General features: G+C 69.2%; 12 protein-coding genes. 10 read left to right on the top strand and 2 right to left on the bottom strand.

Annotation, left to right across the window (positions count from 1 at the left end; genetic code table 11):
• The first annotated feature begins 199 nt into the window (after nt 1–199).
• The 5 genes from ACFVT5_RS02540 (at nt 200) to ACFVT5_RS02560 (ending at nt 8,308) form a co-directional block, all read left to right on the top strand.
• Nucleotides 200–1,456 carry an Ig-like domain-containing protein gene (locus ACFVT5_RS02540; RefSeq protein WP_389880582.1) on the top strand — a complete coding sequence of 419 codons (1,257 nt, stop codon included), beginning with the start codon at nt 200–202 and terminating at the stop codon, nt 1,454–1,456.
• A gap of 126 nt (nt 1,457–1,582) precedes the next feature.
• A complete protein-coding gene (locus ACFVT5_RS02545) occupies nt 1,583–3,052 on the top strand; it encodes an ABC transporter permease (RefSeq protein WP_389880584.1) in 1,470 nt (489 codons plus the stop codon).
• A gap of 98 nt (nt 3,053–3,150) precedes the next feature.
• Nucleotides 3,151–3,828, top strand: coding sequence for an ABC transporter ATP-binding protein (locus ACFVT5_RS02550; protein ID WP_389880586.1), 678 nt, complete (start codon nt 3,151–3,153; stop codon nt 3,826–3,828).
• 246 nt (nt 3,829–4,074) lie between these two features.
• Nucleotides 4,075–7,428: a S8 family serine peptidase gene (locus ACFVT5_RS02555; protein WP_389880994.1), complete on the top strand. Its 3,354-nt coding sequence runs from the start codon at nt 4,075–4,077 to the stop codon at nt 7,426–7,428.
• Nucleotides 7,429–7,537: 109 nt separating this feature from the next.
• A complete protein-coding gene (locus tag ACFVT5_RS02560) occupies nt 7,538–8,308 on the top strand; it encodes a group II truncated hemoglobin (protein WP_389880587.1) in 771 nt (256 codons plus the stop codon).
• A gap of 13 nt (nt 8,309–8,321) precedes the next feature.
• Here the strand turns inward: ACFVT5_RS02560 and ACFVT5_RS02565 are convergent, their stop codons facing one another.
• On the bottom strand, nt 8,322–9,221 hold the full coding sequence (locus tag ACFVT5_RS02565; protein WP_389880589.1) for a helix-turn-helix domain-containing protein: 900 nt from the start codon (nt 9,219–9,221) through the stop codon (nt 8,322–8,324).
• Nucleotides 9,222–9,423: 202 nt separating this feature from the next.
• Between ACFVT5_RS02565 and ACFVT5_RS02570 the strand changes: the two genes are divergently transcribed.
• Together ACFVT5_RS02570 and ACFVT5_RS02575 are read left to right on the top strand one after the other, a co-directional pair.
• A complete protein-coding gene (locus ACFVT5_RS02570) occupies nt 9,424–10,464 on the top strand; it encodes an NAD(P)-dependent alcohol dehydrogenase (protein ID WP_389880591.1) in 1,041 nt (346 codons plus the stop codon).
• A gap of 109 nt (nt 10,465–10,573) precedes the next feature.
• A complete protein-coding gene (locus ACFVT5_RS02575; protein WP_389880593.1) occupies nt 10,574–10,918 on the top strand; it encodes a DUF1330 domain-containing protein in 345 nt (114 codons plus the stop codon).
• Nucleotides 10,919–10,922: 4 nt separating this feature from the next.
• Here ACFVT5_RS02575 and ACFVT5_RS02580 read toward each other — a convergent pair whose 3' ends face one another.
• Nucleotides 10,923–11,210 (bottom strand): hypothetical protein, encoded by a 288-nt coding sequence (locus ACFVT5_RS02580; protein WP_389880595.1) that lies wholly within the window; start codon nt 11,208–11,210, stop codon nt 10,923–10,925.
• Between the two features lie 106 nt (nt 11,211–11,316).
• Between ACFVT5_RS02580 and msrA the strand changes: the two genes are divergently transcribed.
• The 3 genes from msrA to ACFVT5_RS02595 all read left to right on the top strand — a co-directional run bounded on the left by msrA (nt 11,317) and on the right by ACFVT5_RS02595 (nt 14,771).
• Nucleotides 11,317–12,003 (top strand): peptide-methionine (S)-S-oxide reductase MsrA, encoded by a 687-nt coding sequence (msrA, locus tag ACFVT5_RS02585; RefSeq protein WP_389880597.1) that lies wholly within the window; start codon nt 11,317–11,319, stop codon nt 12,001–12,003.
• A 76-nt stretch (nt 12,004–12,079) separates the two neighbouring features.
• Nucleotides 12,080–12,913, top strand: coding sequence for a hypothetical protein (locus ACFVT5_RS02590; RefSeq protein ID WP_389880600.1), 834 nt, complete (start codon nt 12,080–12,082; stop codon nt 12,911–12,913).
• Between the two features lie 94 nt (nt 12,914–13,007).
• Nucleotides 13,008–14,771: a sulfatase gene (locus tag ACFVT5_RS02595; RefSeq protein ID WP_389880602.1), complete on the top strand. Its 1,764-nt coding sequence runs from the start codon at nt 13,008–13,010 to the stop codon at nt 14,769–14,771.
• Nucleotide 14,772: the final 1 nt, after the last annotated feature.

Genomic DNA, 14,772 nt, shown 5'->3' on the forward strand with positions numbered 1-14,772 from the left:
CCGGACGGCAACCACCGCCCGGGGTTCCGTCGTTCGCGGGGACAGTGCCGTCCTCGGGAGACAGGGACGCCCCGCCGCATCACCGGACGTGGTGTGGCCCACATCTTCGCCCCCGGGGGAACGGGACGAAGCCTTCGGTGCGTTGTAGTTGTTACGGGATTTCTCGGGGTTCGGATCGGTGACGATGGAGAAGCGAGTGATGACGGACAGTAGGCGACGCAAGGGTCTGATGACCGCGTCCGCACTGCTCGGCGGGGTGCTGGTGCTCTCCGCGTGCAGCAGTGGGAGCAGCAGCGGAAGCAGCCCCTCTGCCGACAGCAGCAAGACGTCGCAGGCCCAGGTCGACGAGGCCGCCGCCAAGAAGACGTCCGTGGCCCAGATCAAGATCACCCCGAAGGACGGCTCGACCAACGCGAGTATCAACAACGACGCGAAGGTCACGGTGAGCAAGGGCACGCTCACCGCCGTGACGATGAAGACGTCCGACGGCACCGCTGTCGATGGCGCGATATCCGCCGACAAGACGAGTTGGCAGCCGAACGGACAGCTCTCGCGCGCCACCACGTACAAGATCACCGCGACGGCGGACGACGCGGACGGCCGCACGGCCCATGAGAACGCGTCGTTCACGACCGTCTCGCAGGCCAACAGCTTCATCGGCAACTTCACGCCGGAGCAGGGCTCGACCGTCGGTGTCGGTATGCCCGTGTCGATCAACTTCGACAAGGCGATCACCGACAAGGCGGCCGTGCAGGGCGGCATCACCGTCTCCTCCAGCACCGGCCAGGAGGTCGTCGGGCACTGGTTCGGCGCCAACCGCCTGGACTTCCGCCCCGAGAACTACTGGACCGAGAACTCCACGATCACGCTGAAGCTGGACCTCGACGGTGTCCAGGGCGCCGGTGGGATCTATGGCGTGCAGCAGAAGACCGTCACCTTCAAGATCGGCCGTAACCAGGTCTCCGTGGTCGACGCCAAGACGAAGACGATGAAGGTCAGCCAGGACGGTAAGGTCGTCAAGACCATCCCGATCTCGGCGGGCTCCCCGCAGAACAAGACGTACCAGGGCCAGATGGTGATCTCCGAGAAGTTCAAGGAGACCCGGATGAATGGTGCGACGGTCGGCTTCACCGACGACGACGGCAAGGGCGAGTACGACATCAAGGACGTCCCGCACGCGATGCGTCTGTCGAACTCCGGCACCTTCATCCACGGCAACTACTGGGGCGCCAGCTCCATCTTCGGCAGCGTCAACACCAGCCACGGCTGTGTCGGCCTCCAGGACGCCAAGGGCGCAGGCGACTCCAGCACGCCGGGTGCCTGGTTCTACGACAACTCCATCGTCGGAGATGTCGTCGTCGTGCAGAACACCGGCGACAGGACGATCCAGCCGGACAACGGCCTCAACGGCTGGAACCTCGACTGGGCGCAGTGGAAGGCCGGTTCGGCGGTCTGACCGACCGTCACCGAACGTACTAAACCGAGGTGCCCCCGGCCGCTGCGGCCGGGGGCACCCGCACTTCTCATCCGGCTCTCACCCAGGGCTTATCCCTTCATCACGCGATGTCCCTAGCTTCGCGGCATGTTCTTCACCTATCTGAGGCGCGAACTGCGCCGCCGCAGAAAGGCGGCGCTCGTCGTCGCCTCCGGGCTCGCGCTCGGCATCGCGCTGGTCATCGTCGTCAACTCCGTGTCGTCCGGCATGAACAAGGCGCAGGACAAGGTCCTCGAATCGCTGTACGGCCTCGGCACCGACATGACGGTCACCAAGGCCGCGGCCACGCCCGAGGAGGGTGAACAGCCGCAGCGGCCCCGGTTCGAGTTCGACGCCAAGGACGACGGCGGCGAACAGAGCAGCGACCGGCTGATGGTCCAGGGCTTCGAGACCCTCAAGGACTCCACCGTCGGCACGGTCGCCGACCAGAAGGGCGTCGCGGACGCGGTCGGCGGGCTCAGCCTGGTCGACCTCAAGGTCAGCGGCGACTTCAAGCCCGGCGAGTTCGAGCAGGCCAAGCCCGCCCAGCCCGGACAGGGCGGACCCGGTGGCGGTGGCGGTGGCGGCGGTGGCTCGGTCCGCGGTGGCGGCGCCGCGTTCGACGTCAACTCCTTCACCCTCTACGGCACCGACGTCACCCGGCCCGCGCTCGGCCCGCTCACCTCCTCGAAGATCACCAAGGGCCGTACCTTCGAGACCTCCGAGACCAACGCCAAGGTCGCCGTGGTCGACAGCGCCTACGCGAAGAAGGAAGACCTCGCGCTCGACGACAAGGTGACCGTCAAGGGCACCAAGTTCACCGTCGTCGGGATCGCCACCGCCGACAGCGGACAGGCCGCCGCCAACGTCTACATCCCGCTGAAGCAGGCGCAGACCCTCTCCGACTCCAAGGCCAAGATCACCACGGTGTATGTGTCGGTGGCGGACTCGCAGCAGATCGACGCCGTCAAGAGCGCCATCCAGAAGAACGTCTCCGGAACGACCGTGACCACGTCCGCCGATCTGGCGAGCACCGTCTCCGGCTCCCTCTCCACCGCGTCGGACCTCGCGTCCAACGTCGGCAAGTGGCTGTCCATCGCGGTCCTCGTCGCCGCCTTCCTCGTCGCCGGACTGCTCACCTCGTCCGCGGTGTCGCGTCGCGTACGGGAGTTCGGCACCCTCAAGGCCCTCGGCTGGAAGAGCGGCCGGGTCACCCGACAGGTCGTCGGCGAGGCCGTCGTCAACGGTCTGGTCGGCGGTGCGCTCGGCATCGGCATCGGCCTGATCGGGGCGTATGTGGTGACGGCGATAAGTCCCACGCTGACGGCGGAGTTGGCCTCCGGCGCGGGTGCCTCCGGCGGCGGCCCGCGGATGATCGGCGGCGGCGGTGGTGGCGGCGGTGCGATCCAGTCCGCCGGGAACCAGACGCTCGACATCGCGCTGAGCGCACCCGTCGGGGCGACGACCATCGCCCTCGCGGTCGGCCTCGCCGTGGCCGGCGGGCTCATCGCCGGCGGGTTCGGCGGATGGCGGGCCTCGCGGCTGCGCCCCGCGGACGCCCTGCGCCGGGTCGAGTAGCCGCCGGTCCACCGGACAAGGGCAGGTCCCGCCCGCCCACTCGCCCATGAGGTTCCCCGAGGCAACGGCACACCCCCCGCCCCACCAGGAGTAGCACCATGTACCAGTTGAAAGACGTCAGTAAGCAGTACCGCAGAGGCAAGGAGACCGTCGACGCCCTGGACGGGGTCGATCTCGTCATCGGGGACGGGGACCGGCTCGTCATCCAAGGGCCCACCGGGGGCGGCAAGTCGACGCTGCTCCAGATGCTCGGCGGACTCGACCGCCCCACCTCCGGGAGCGTCGAGCTGGACGGTGTCGATCTCGCCAAGCTGCCCGAGGCACGGCTCACCAAAGTCCGCGCCGAATCCATCGGGTTCGTCTTCCAGAGCTTCAACCTCATTCCCACGCTGAGCGCGCAGGAGAACGTCGAGACCGCCCTCGTACCGCTCGGGCTCAAGGCCGCCGACCGGCGTGAGAAGGCGGCCGACGCGCTGAAGTCCGTCGGGCTCGGGGAGCGGCTGCGGCATCTGCCGTCGGAGATGTCCGGCGGCCAGCAGCAGCGCGTCGCCATCGCCCGCGCCCTCGTCAAGGCGCCCAAGGTGCTCCTCGCCGACGAACCCACGGGCAACCTCGACGAGTCGATGCGCGACGAGATCGTGGATCTGCTCGAAGGTCTCTGGAAGGAACACGGGTTGACCTTCGTCATGGTCACCCACGACAGCGCCATCGCCCGCCGCGCGTCCCGGCTCGCGACCATCCGCAAGGGCCGCATCAAGGTGACCGAGCGGACGTAGGCGAGGCATGGAGCTGCCATGGACTACGACATGGACAAGACATAGGCAAGGCACAGTCGGGGCACAGACATGACGCTCAGTTGAATCAAGTCTTCACATCAGCCCCACTATTGAGCACGACTCATCCCCCCGGCATACTGCGTATCCCGGGGGGATACGTGCATGTGTGCGGGACACCCCCCGGCCGGATGAACCCCCGGTTCGTCCGGTTCTTTTCATCTCCAGGGGGAGAACTTGCGCAGTCAAGTGAAAAGGGCGTGCGTGTCCACGATCGCCGCGGCGGCAGCCGTGGCCCTGGCGGCGGGGATGACCAACCCGGCGTCGGCGGCGGACGAGCGCACGACGGGACCGGCGGCCCAGTCCGCCGCCAAACCCGGCCAGGCGGACCTCGCGGCCAAGAGCCGGATCACGCTCATCACCGGTGACCGTGTCGTCCTCGACGCCAAGGGCCGCGTCGCGGGCCTGGAGCGCGCCAAGGGCCGTGAGGGGATACCCGTACAGACCCGGACGGTCGACGGGCACACCCTCGTCATACCCTTCGACGCCCAGCGGCTGATCAACGAAGGCAAGCTCGACCGGCGCCTCTTCGATGTCACCGAGCTGAACAAGGCCGCCAACCGCAAGGCCCAGAAGCAGGGTCTGCGCGTCATCGTCGGCTACCGGGGCACCGCCACGGGCGCCAAGGCCGACGTCCGCTCCGCCGGTGAGACCCAGCTCCGCCGGAGCCTGAAGAGCCTCAACGCGGACGCGGTGACCACGCCGAAGCGGGACGCGTCCGAGCTGTGGGACGCGGTGACCAGCGCCCAGGGCGACGGCGCCCGGACCACGGCGTCCGGCATCAGCCGCGTCTGGCTCGACGGCGTCCGCAAGGCCAGCCTCGACAAGAGCGTCCCGCAGATCGGCGCGCCCGCCGCGTGGGCGAAGGACTTCGACGGCAAGGGCGTCACGATCGCCGTCCTGGACACCGGTGTCGACGCGACCCACCCGGACCTCAAGAACCAGGTCGTCGGCGAGAAGAACTTCTCCGTCTCCGCCGACGCCAAGGACCGCTACGGCCACGGCACCCACGTCGCGTCCATCGCGGCCGGTACGGGCGCCAAGTCCGGGGGCAAGTACAAGGGCGTCGCCCCGGGCGCGAAGCTGCTCAACGGCAAGGTCCTCAGCGACGACGGGTACGGCGAGGACTCCAACATCATCGCCGGCATGGAGTGGGCGGCCGAGCAGAACGCCGACGTCGTCAACCTCAGCCTGGGCGGCCCGGACAGTCCCGAGGTCGACCCGCTGGAGGCCGTGGTCAACAAGCTGTCGGCCGAGAAGGGCATCCTGTTCGCCATCGCGGCGGGCAACGAGGGCCCGCAGTCGATCGGTTCGCCGGGCAGCGCGGACGCCGCGCTCACCGTCGGCGCCGTCGACAAGAAGGACAAGCTGGCCGACTTCTCCAGCACCGGGCCGCGCGTCGGCGACGGCGCCGTCAAGCCCGATGTCACCGCCCCCGGCGTCTCCATCACGGCCGCCGCCGCACCGGGCAGCCTCATCGAGCAGGAGGTCGGCCAGAACCCGCCCGGGTATCTGACGATCGACGGTACGTCGATGGCGACCCCGCATGTCGCGGGCGCCGCCGCGATCCTCAAGCAGAAGCACCCGGACTGGAAGTACACCGAGCTGAAGGGTGCGCTGACCGGCACCACGAAGGACGGCGGATACACGCCGTTCGAGCAGGGCAGCGGGCGGATCCAGGTCGACAAGGCACTCGACCAGACCGTCATCGCCGACCCGGTGTCGGTGAGCTTCGGTGTAGCGCAGTGGCCGCACACCGACGACGCCCCGGTCACCAAGGAGATCAGCTACCGCAACCTCGGCACCAAGGACGTCACCCTCGACCTGAAGGCGACGGCCAAGGACCCGAAGGGGCGGCCCGCTCCGGCCGGGTTCTTCACGCTCGGCGCGACCAAGGTGACCGTCCCGGCGGGCGGCAAGGCGTCCGTCCCGCTGACCGCGAACACCAAGCTGGGCGGCACCCTCGACGGCGCCTACTCGGCGTATGTCGTCGCGACGGGCGACGGCCAGTCGGTCCGCACCGCCGCGGCGGTCGACCGTGAGGTGGAGTCGTACGACGTCACCGTCAAGAGCATCGACCGCGACGGCAAGCCCGCCTCGTACACGGACAACATGTTGGTGGGCACCTCGGGCCTTGGCCTCTACCAGAGTTATTCGGCCGACGACCCGTCCGGCACGGCCACGGTCCGGGTTCCCAAGGGCACGTACATCGTGGACAGCCGTATCGCCGTGGACCCCGAGGACTCCACCCAGGGCCTCGACTGGATCGCCCAGCCCAAGCTGAGCGTCACCAAGAACACGACGGTCACGCTGGACGCGCGCACGACCAAGCCGGTCGACATCACGGTGCCCGCGCAGGGCACCCAGATGGAGTTCGCCGCCCCGGGGTACCTGGTGGAGAACCGCGACGGCGGCTTTGGCTTCGAGGCGCTGCTGCCCTCCTACGCCAAGTTCCGTACCGCGCACCTCGGTCCGGACATGACGGACGGGTCGCTGTCGCAGCAGTGGGACGGGCACTGGACCAAGGGCGCGGCCACTGAGTACTCGACCCAGCTCCACCAGGGCAAGCTGAAGCGGCTCGCGACTGGTTTCACCAAGCATTACAAGGCGAGCGAGCTGTCCACCGTGAAGGTGGCCATGGGCGCCGCCGCGAGCGGCAAGCAGGGTTCGATCGCGGCGTGGGGCTGGACGGACGAAGGCGGCGGCGCCTCCGCGATCCTCGTCCCGCAGAAGCTCCCCGGTACCCGCACGTTCCACCTCTCGACGTCGAACAAGGTCGAGTGGAGCTTCGACTTCGAGCAGTACCGCGGCCAGGATGCCGAGGGCTTCCCGATCAGCGAGGCGTTCTACACCCTCGGCAACGCCCAGACCTTCAAGGCCGGCCAGACCTACTCCAAGACGTTCAACACCGGCGTCTTCGGGCCGCGCATCGGCGGGGACTACGGCGTGTTCCGCGACGAGAACAGCATCTACGGGCTGGTGCCGCTGTTCGCGGACGGCAAGACGCACGCGGGCTCTTCGGACTTCCTCTCGGTGAAGACGACGCTGTACAAGGGCTCCACGAAGATCGGCGAGAACGACGACCCGCTGTTCGGCGTGAAGGAGTTCAAGGTCCCGTCGGCCGACGCCGCGTACAAGCTGACGACGTCCGTCAAGCGCAGTGTGAAGGTGGCCGCGGCCACCACTCGCATCGACGCGAGCTGGACGTTCCGCTCCAAGAAGAGCGCGAGTCTGACGAAGCTGCCGGTCTCCACGGTCCGCTTCAACGCGGCGGTCGGCCTGGACACCAAGGCCCCGGCGGGCAAGACCCAGTCGGTGCCGGTCACGGTCCAGGGCGCGGCGGCCGGCAGCAACCTCAAGTCGCTGTCGGTGTACGTCTCGTACGACTACGGGCAGACCTGGAAGAAGCTGAACGTCAAGAACGGCAAGGTCTCCGTGAAGAACCCGGCAAAGGGCAAGGCGATCTCCTTCCACGCCAAGATCGCCGACAAGAAGGGCAACAAGTCGACGATCTCGATCTACAACGCGTACTACGGCAAGTAGTCGCAGCGATACGGTCGGTCATCCGGCCGTAACGCGCTGAACGCGCGATCGGCGGGCGGCCCGCCGGGATCCTTGGTCCCGGCGGGCCGTTCCGTGTTTCTCTTGGTCCATGACCACCGAGACCGTCGAGTACATCCGGTACCGCATCCCCGAAGCACGGTCCGCGGAATTCCTGGACGCCTATTCGCGTGCCGCCGTACAGCTGGCGACCGCTCCGCAGTGCGTCGACTACGAGCTGTCGCGGTGCGAGGAGGACTTCGCGCACTACATCCTGCGGATCACCTGGACCTCCACCGAGGATCACCTCGACGGGTTCCGGAAGTCCGACGCCTTCCAGGACTTCCTCGCCGCGATCGGGCCGTACCGCGCGGACATCCAGGAGATGCGCCACTACAAGCCGACCACCGTACGCGGGCCCGGCGCGGCGGTACCCACGCTGTACGCGTGGGCGGGCGGCGCGGACGCCTTCGCGCGGCTCACCGACGCCTTCTACGCCAAGGTCGTCGGCGACGAACTCCTCGGCCCGCTCTTCGCCGATCTGCCACCCGAGCACGCCGCGCATGTCGCGCTCTGGCTGAGCGAGGTGTTCGGCGGCCCGGCCGCCTACTCCGCTGAGCACGGCGGGCACGGGCACATGGTCGCCATGCACGGCGGCAAGGGCATCACCGAGCGGCAGCGGCGCCGCTGGGTCGAGCTGATGCACGACGCCGCCGACGAGGCGGGACTGCCGACGGACGCCGAGTTCCGGTCCGCGTTCGCCGCCTACATCGAGTGGGGCACCCGGCTCGCCGTCTACTTCTCCGGTCCGGACGCGGCGCGCCCCACCGAGCAGCCCGTACCCCACTGGACCTGGGGCGCCGCACCGCCGTACCGGCCCTGAGCGGCGCGTACGACTACACGGACGTGACCGTGTTCGAGCCCCAGCTCGCCAGCAGCCGCAACGCCTCCGCCGACGGCGACCCCGGCTCCGCGTGATACGTCACGAGGATCTGGTCGGCGTCGTCGGCGAGCCGGAACGACTCGAACGGCAGCGTCAGCTCACCGACCACCGCGTGCCGCAGCCGCTTCACACCGTGGCCCTTCTCCTTCACGTCGTGCGTGGCCCACAGCCGCCGGAACTCGTCGCTCTTCACCGACAGTTCGCCCACCAGCGCGGACAGCCGAGGATCGTCCGGATAGCAGCCCGCGTCCATCCGCAGCGTGCTCACGATGTCCGCGGCCTTGCCGTCCCAGTCGATGAACAGCTCCCGCGACGCCGGATCGAGGAACACAAAGCGCGCCCAGTTCCGCTCCTGCGCCGGAAGCGACCCCCAGTCGCCGAACAGCGCCGCCGCCAGCCGGTTCCAGGCGAGCACGTCCGACCGCCGCCCCACGATGTACGCGGGTACGCCGTCCATCGCGTCCAGGAGCTGCGCCAGCGCCGGGCGGACCTGCTGCTGCCGGGTCTCCGCCTTCTTCTTCTTGTGGTTCTTCGGCTTCGCCAGATGACTCAGATGCGCGTGCTCCGCGTCCGTCAGACGCAGCGCCCGCGCGATGGCGTCCAGGACCTCCGCCGACACATTGCGGCCGTTGCCCTGCTCCAGACGCGTGTAGTACGCCACCGAGACACCCGCGAGCTGCGCCAGCTCCTCGCGCCGCAGCCCCGGCACCCGCCGGTGCCGCCCGTACTCCGGCAGCCCCACGTCCTCCGGCTTGAGCCGGGCCCGCCGGGAGCGCAGGAACTCACTCAGCTCGGCCCGCAGGTCCAGCGCGCGGTCGGCGCCGGTCGGCCGGGCGTTCGGCGACTCGTCCATGGAGCCCAGTATTCCCGCACTGCCCTGGTCGTAGGACCCGGAGCCTGTCCCCGTCAGTAGTAGGACCGCTGGTCGTAGGCAGAGCGGGGGGCTGGGTGATCGGCGCGCGTCGCGCGAGGCTGGTGAACGTGCCCAGGCACTCGGCACCGACGTGCCGACCTGAGATGTCCGGGCACACGACCACCCCGAGGAGAACCCCGGCATGACCACCGTATCCGCGTACGCCGCACCCTCCGCCAAGGCACCCCTTGAGCGCACCACCGTCGAGCGCCGTCCGGTGGGCGAGTTCGACGTACTCATAGACATCAAGTTCGCCGGTATCTGCCACTCGGACATCCACCAGGCCCGCGACGGCTGGGGCGAGGGCATCTTCCCCATGGTGCCCGGTCACGAGATCGCCGGCATCGTCGCCGAAGTCGGCCCCGGCGTCACCAAGTTCGCCGTCGGTGACCGCGTCGGCGTCGGCTGCATGGTCGACTCCTGCCGCGAGTGCGAGAACTGCGAGGCCGGCCTGGAGCAGTACTGCCTGAAGGGCAACGTCCCCACGTACAACGGCCTCGACAAGAACGGGGACCCCACCTACGGCGGCTACTCCACACATGTCGTCGTGGACGAGAACTACACCGTACGGATCCCGGACGGCCTCGCCCTCGACGTCGCCGCGCCGCTGCTCTGCGCGGGGATCACCACGTACTCCCCGCTCAAGCACTGGAACGCGGGCCCCGGCAAGAAGGTCGCCGTCCTCGGTATGGGCGGGCTCGGACACATGGGCGTGAAGATCGCGCACGCGCTCGGCGCCGAGGTGACCGTCCTGTCGCAGTCCCTGCGCAAGAAGGACGACGGCTTGCGGCTGGGCGCCGACCACTACTACGCGACCAGCGACCCGGAGACCTTCGAGAAGCTGCGCGGCACGTTCGACCTGATCCTTTCCACCGTGTCCGCGCCGCTGAACTTCGACGCGTTCCTGTCGCTGCTGCGGACGGACGGCGCGCTGGTGAACGTCGGCGCCCCCGAGGAGCCCATCTCGCTCAACCTGTTCTCGGTCCTGTCGGGCCGCAAGACCCTCGCCGGCTCCGGCATCGGCGGCATCCGCGAGACCCAGGAAATGCTCGACTTCTGCGCGGAGCACGGGCTCGGCGCCGAGATCGAACTGATCGAGGCGAGCCAGATCAACGAGGCGTACGAGCGGGTGCTGAACAGTGATGTGCGGTACCGGTTCGTGATCGACACCGCGACCATCTGACCGCCTTACTTCTGGGGTAATCGACCTCCGGAAGTGTGCGGACGAGTATCGAGGCACCGGTTCCGACCGGTGCCTCGACTGTTCCGTACGCCTCGAACCGGAGGGCCCCATGACCGCGTATGCCATCGCCCATCTGCACCCCGCCGAGCTGAACGACGAGATCATCACGTACATGGAGCGGATCCAGGCGACCCTGGACCCCTTCGGCGGCCGGTTCCTCGTGCACGGCGCGACCGTCGAGATCGTCGAGGAACCCTGGCCGGGCACGGTCGTGGTCATCGCCTTCCCCGACATGGACAACGCCCGGAGCTGGTACGCGTCGGACGCCTACCAGGAGATCCTTCCGCTGCGCACCCGCAACATCGAGGGCACGGCGATCCTGGTCCCCGGGGTGCCGCCCGGCTACGACATCTTGGGCACGGCGGCGACGCTGGCGGAGCAGATCGTCAGGTGACGGCTCAGGTGACGGGTGTGTGCACCAGCAGGGTGTGGCCGATGCCCAGATCCAGCAGTGTCAGTTCGTAGCGCGCGGTCCCGGAGCCGCCCCGGACCTCGATCTCACGCGGCGCGAAACCGCCCACCGAACGGCACGCCCACCAGTGCGCCAGGTCCGGCCGGGTGTCCTGGAGCCGCGCGATCAGTGCCCGTACCCGGGCGTCGTCCGGGACGGTGTCCGCGTGGGCGCGCAGGTGCCGGTGCAGATCGAGGGCCACCGACTCCCAGGCGGGCAACCGTACGTGGAACACCGGCCGACCCCGGACGGCCGCTGATTCCTCTGATTCCTCGCACCATGGGCGGGGCAGAAGTCCGGTACCGGGCTGCCGTCGGGAGTGCGGGAGTGAGGGGGACGTCATGTCGTTCGGACGGGGTCGAGGGGTGCGGATGCCCACACCCGACGAGGCGCCGCCGGGCCGGTCGGCGTCGGCGTACGAGGTCCCGGAGAAGCACGCCGTACTCGGGACCGCCCTGCTCGGGCCCTACCCCGAGGGATGCGAGGTCGCGGACTTCGCGCTGGGGTGCTTCTGGGGTGCGGAGCGGCGGTTCTGGCAATTGCCGGGAGGTGTCCGGACGACGCTGGTCGGGTTCCAGGGCGGGTTCACGCCGTATCCGGTGGACGACGAGGTGCGGACCGGACTGACCGGGCACGCCGAGACGGTACGGGTGGTCTTCGACCCGGCCCGGGTCTCGTACCGTGCCCTGCTGGCCCTGTTCTGGGAGTCCCACGACCCCACGCAGGGCTTCCGCCAGGGCAATGACGTCGGCACCCACGTCAGGTCGATCGTCTTCACGCATTCCCCCGCGCAGCACGCGGCGGCCGAGGAGACCCGCGCCCTGTACCAGCGGGCGCTGTCCGCCGCCGGACGCGGTGGCGGATCGGGGGGCGCCATCACCACGGACATCCTCCCGGCGGCCGAGCACCCCTTCTATCCGGCCCGGGAGTACCACCAGCAGTACCTGCACAAGAATCCGGCGGGGTACTGCGGGCTGGGCGGTACGGGGGTGTCGTTTCCGGTGGGGGCGATGAAATCCCCCGGTTGATCGCGGAGTTGGCCCGGCGCGGGACGAAGCCGCTCGATCCGCTCGGTCCACTGTGACCGCTCGGTACCGTGACCCTATGTGTGTCTCCCTGGACCAGGCCGAGTTCTCCGGTACGACGCTGTACGCCGGGCGGCTGCGGCACGCCTCGTACGGGCTGGTCCATGTGCTCGGGTATCAGAACACGGCGGTGAATCTGGCCGACGGACCCAACGCGATGCTGCTGCCGCTGCCCACGGCCCGGATGAGCCGGGACAACTTCCTTTCCGTGGGCCGGAGTCCGGACGTACTGGAGCGGATGGTCGCCGCCGTCCGGCCCCGGTTCAGGGGGCCGTCCGGTGACATCGCCTGGATGAGCGCGGAGGCCGAGGTCGAGGTGTTCGAGCACGACATCTACACCGTGCTGCTCGCCACCGACCCGAACGCCGTCCCCGCCGCCCTCGCCCGGGTGCCGGAGCACCGGCGACCCCGGCTCGACCCCGCCCTCTTCGCGTTCTACGCGGAGCGGTACCCCGGGCACGCCATCGCCGTGTGCTGCTTCGACAACGCCGAGGCGACCCGCGCCAAGCCGCTCCTCATGTGGTACCCGCCCACCGACCCGGACCGGCTGACCCTCCCGGCGCTCGACTGCCACACTGGCGGGGTACCGGACCTCAACAGCCTTGTCTCTGTGGACCATTGGGTGATCGTCGGCACGGACGAGGCATCGGAGGGCTGGGGTAAGCCCGTGCACTACGCGCCCGATATGCGGCACGCCCTGCGCGCGTTCCTGCCCGACACGGTCATGGGTGTCCACGTCAACGGGTCCCTGCCCAACGGGGACTTCGTCATCGAGCACGGGGACCTGTTGGCCGGCGACCTGGACCGTATGCACCGGGTCCCACCGTCCGGGGATTCATCGCGGTGGAGTTGAACCGAAGCTCCCTGCCGCCCGTACACACAGGAGCCACCACCGGGTTCCGTACGGAAGGGCCTTCGGGTTGTCGTTCTTCACGCGTACTCAGCAGATGCCGGCCGTTGACGCGGCGGTGACCCCGGAGGACCCGCCGCCGACCGCCGCGCCCGACGAGGACATTGGCACGAACAACACCCCAGCGACTCACGGTAGTTGGCGGGAGCGGCACCCCGTGTTCGCCCGTACCGCATCCCGTACCACCACCGCCCTCGCCGCCGCCCTCGTCATCGCCGCGCTCCTGCTGCCCGACCGACTCGACGGCCTCACGCCCGGTGAGTTCGCGCGCGTCCCGGTCGAGGGTGTGTGCGGGGTCGCCCTGCTGCTGGTGCTGCCGCCCCGCGCACGGCGGTTCGCCGCTGTCGCCGCCGGGTTCGGACTCGGTGTGCTGACGTTCCTCAACTTCCTTGACATGGGCTTCTATTCGACCCTGGCCCGCCCCTTCGACCCGGTGCTCGACTGGATCCTGTTCGACGACGCGGAGGCGTTCCTCCAGGACTCGGTCGGGCGGGCCGGTGCGATCGGAACCGTCGTCGGGGTCGCCGTTCTCGTCGTGGCGCTGTTCGTCCTCATCACGCTGGCGGTCGTCCGGCTGAGCCGCCTCCTCGTCCGGCACAGCGCCCTGGCGACCCGTGGCACGCTGGTCGCCGGGACCGTCTGGGTGGTGTGCGCGGCGCTCGGCGCGCAGATCGCGGGCGTACCGATCGCCTCGGACAGTGTGGCGATGGGCGTCCAGGACCGCGCCGACCGCATCCGCCAAGGTCTCGCGGACGAACGGGAGTTCGCGAAGGAGGCCGCCGACGACCCGTTCGCGAGCACCCCGCCCGACCAGTTGCTCACCGGGCTGCGCGGCAAGGACGTCATCTTCGCGTTCATCGAGAGCTACGGCCGTACCGCGGTGGAGGACCCCGCGATGGCGTCGCAGGTCGGCGCCGTACTCGCGGACGGCACCAGCCGGTTGCGCGCGGCCGAGTACGCGTCGCGCAGCGCGTTCCTCACCTCGCCCACGGCGGGCGGCGGCAGTTGGCTGGCCCACTCCACCTTTCTGTCGGGCCTGTGGATCAAGAACGAGCAGCGCTACCGCAGTGTCACGTCCAGCGAGCGGCTCACCGTCACCGGCGCCTTCGAACGGACCGGTGCCTGGCGGACGGTGGGCATCATGCCGGGCGTCACCCGCGCCTGGCCCGAGGGCCGGTTCTACGGACTCGACCACGTCTACGACTCCCGCACCCTCGGCTACCAGGGCCCGAAGTTCAGCTGGTCGCGGATGCCGGACCAGTACACGCTGTCCGCGTTCGAACGCCTGGAACACGGCCGGAGCGACGGGGACAGGCCGCTGATGTCGGAGATCATCCTCACGTCCAGCCACAATCCGTGGGCCCCGATCCCGTCCACCCTCGGCTGGGACGAGATCGGGGACGGCTCGGTGTACGACGCCGTCCACGCGGCGGGCAAGGACCCCAAGGACGTGTGGAAGGACCCGGACCAGGTCCGCGCCGAGTACCGCCGTGCCATCGAGTACTCGCTGACCAGCCTGATCTCGTACGTCGAGAAGTACGGCAAGAAGGACACCGTGCTCGTCTTCCTCGGCGACCACCAGCCCGTCCCGACGGTCACCGGCGACCACGCGAGCCGTGACGTGCCGGTCTCGATCGTCGCGCGCGACCCCGCCGTACTCGACCGGATCGCCGACTGGGGCTGGGACGAGGGCCTGAAACCCGGCCCGGACGCGCCGCTGTGGCGCATGGACACGTTCCGCGACCGCTTCTTGACGGCATACGGCCCGCGCGCCGAGGCACCGAAACAGACCGACCGGTGAG

The organism is Streptomyces sp. NPDC058001 (assembly GCF_042886315.1).
Classification (GTDB): domain Bacteria; phylum Actinomycetota; class Actinomycetes; order Streptomycetales; family Streptomycetaceae; genus Streptomyces.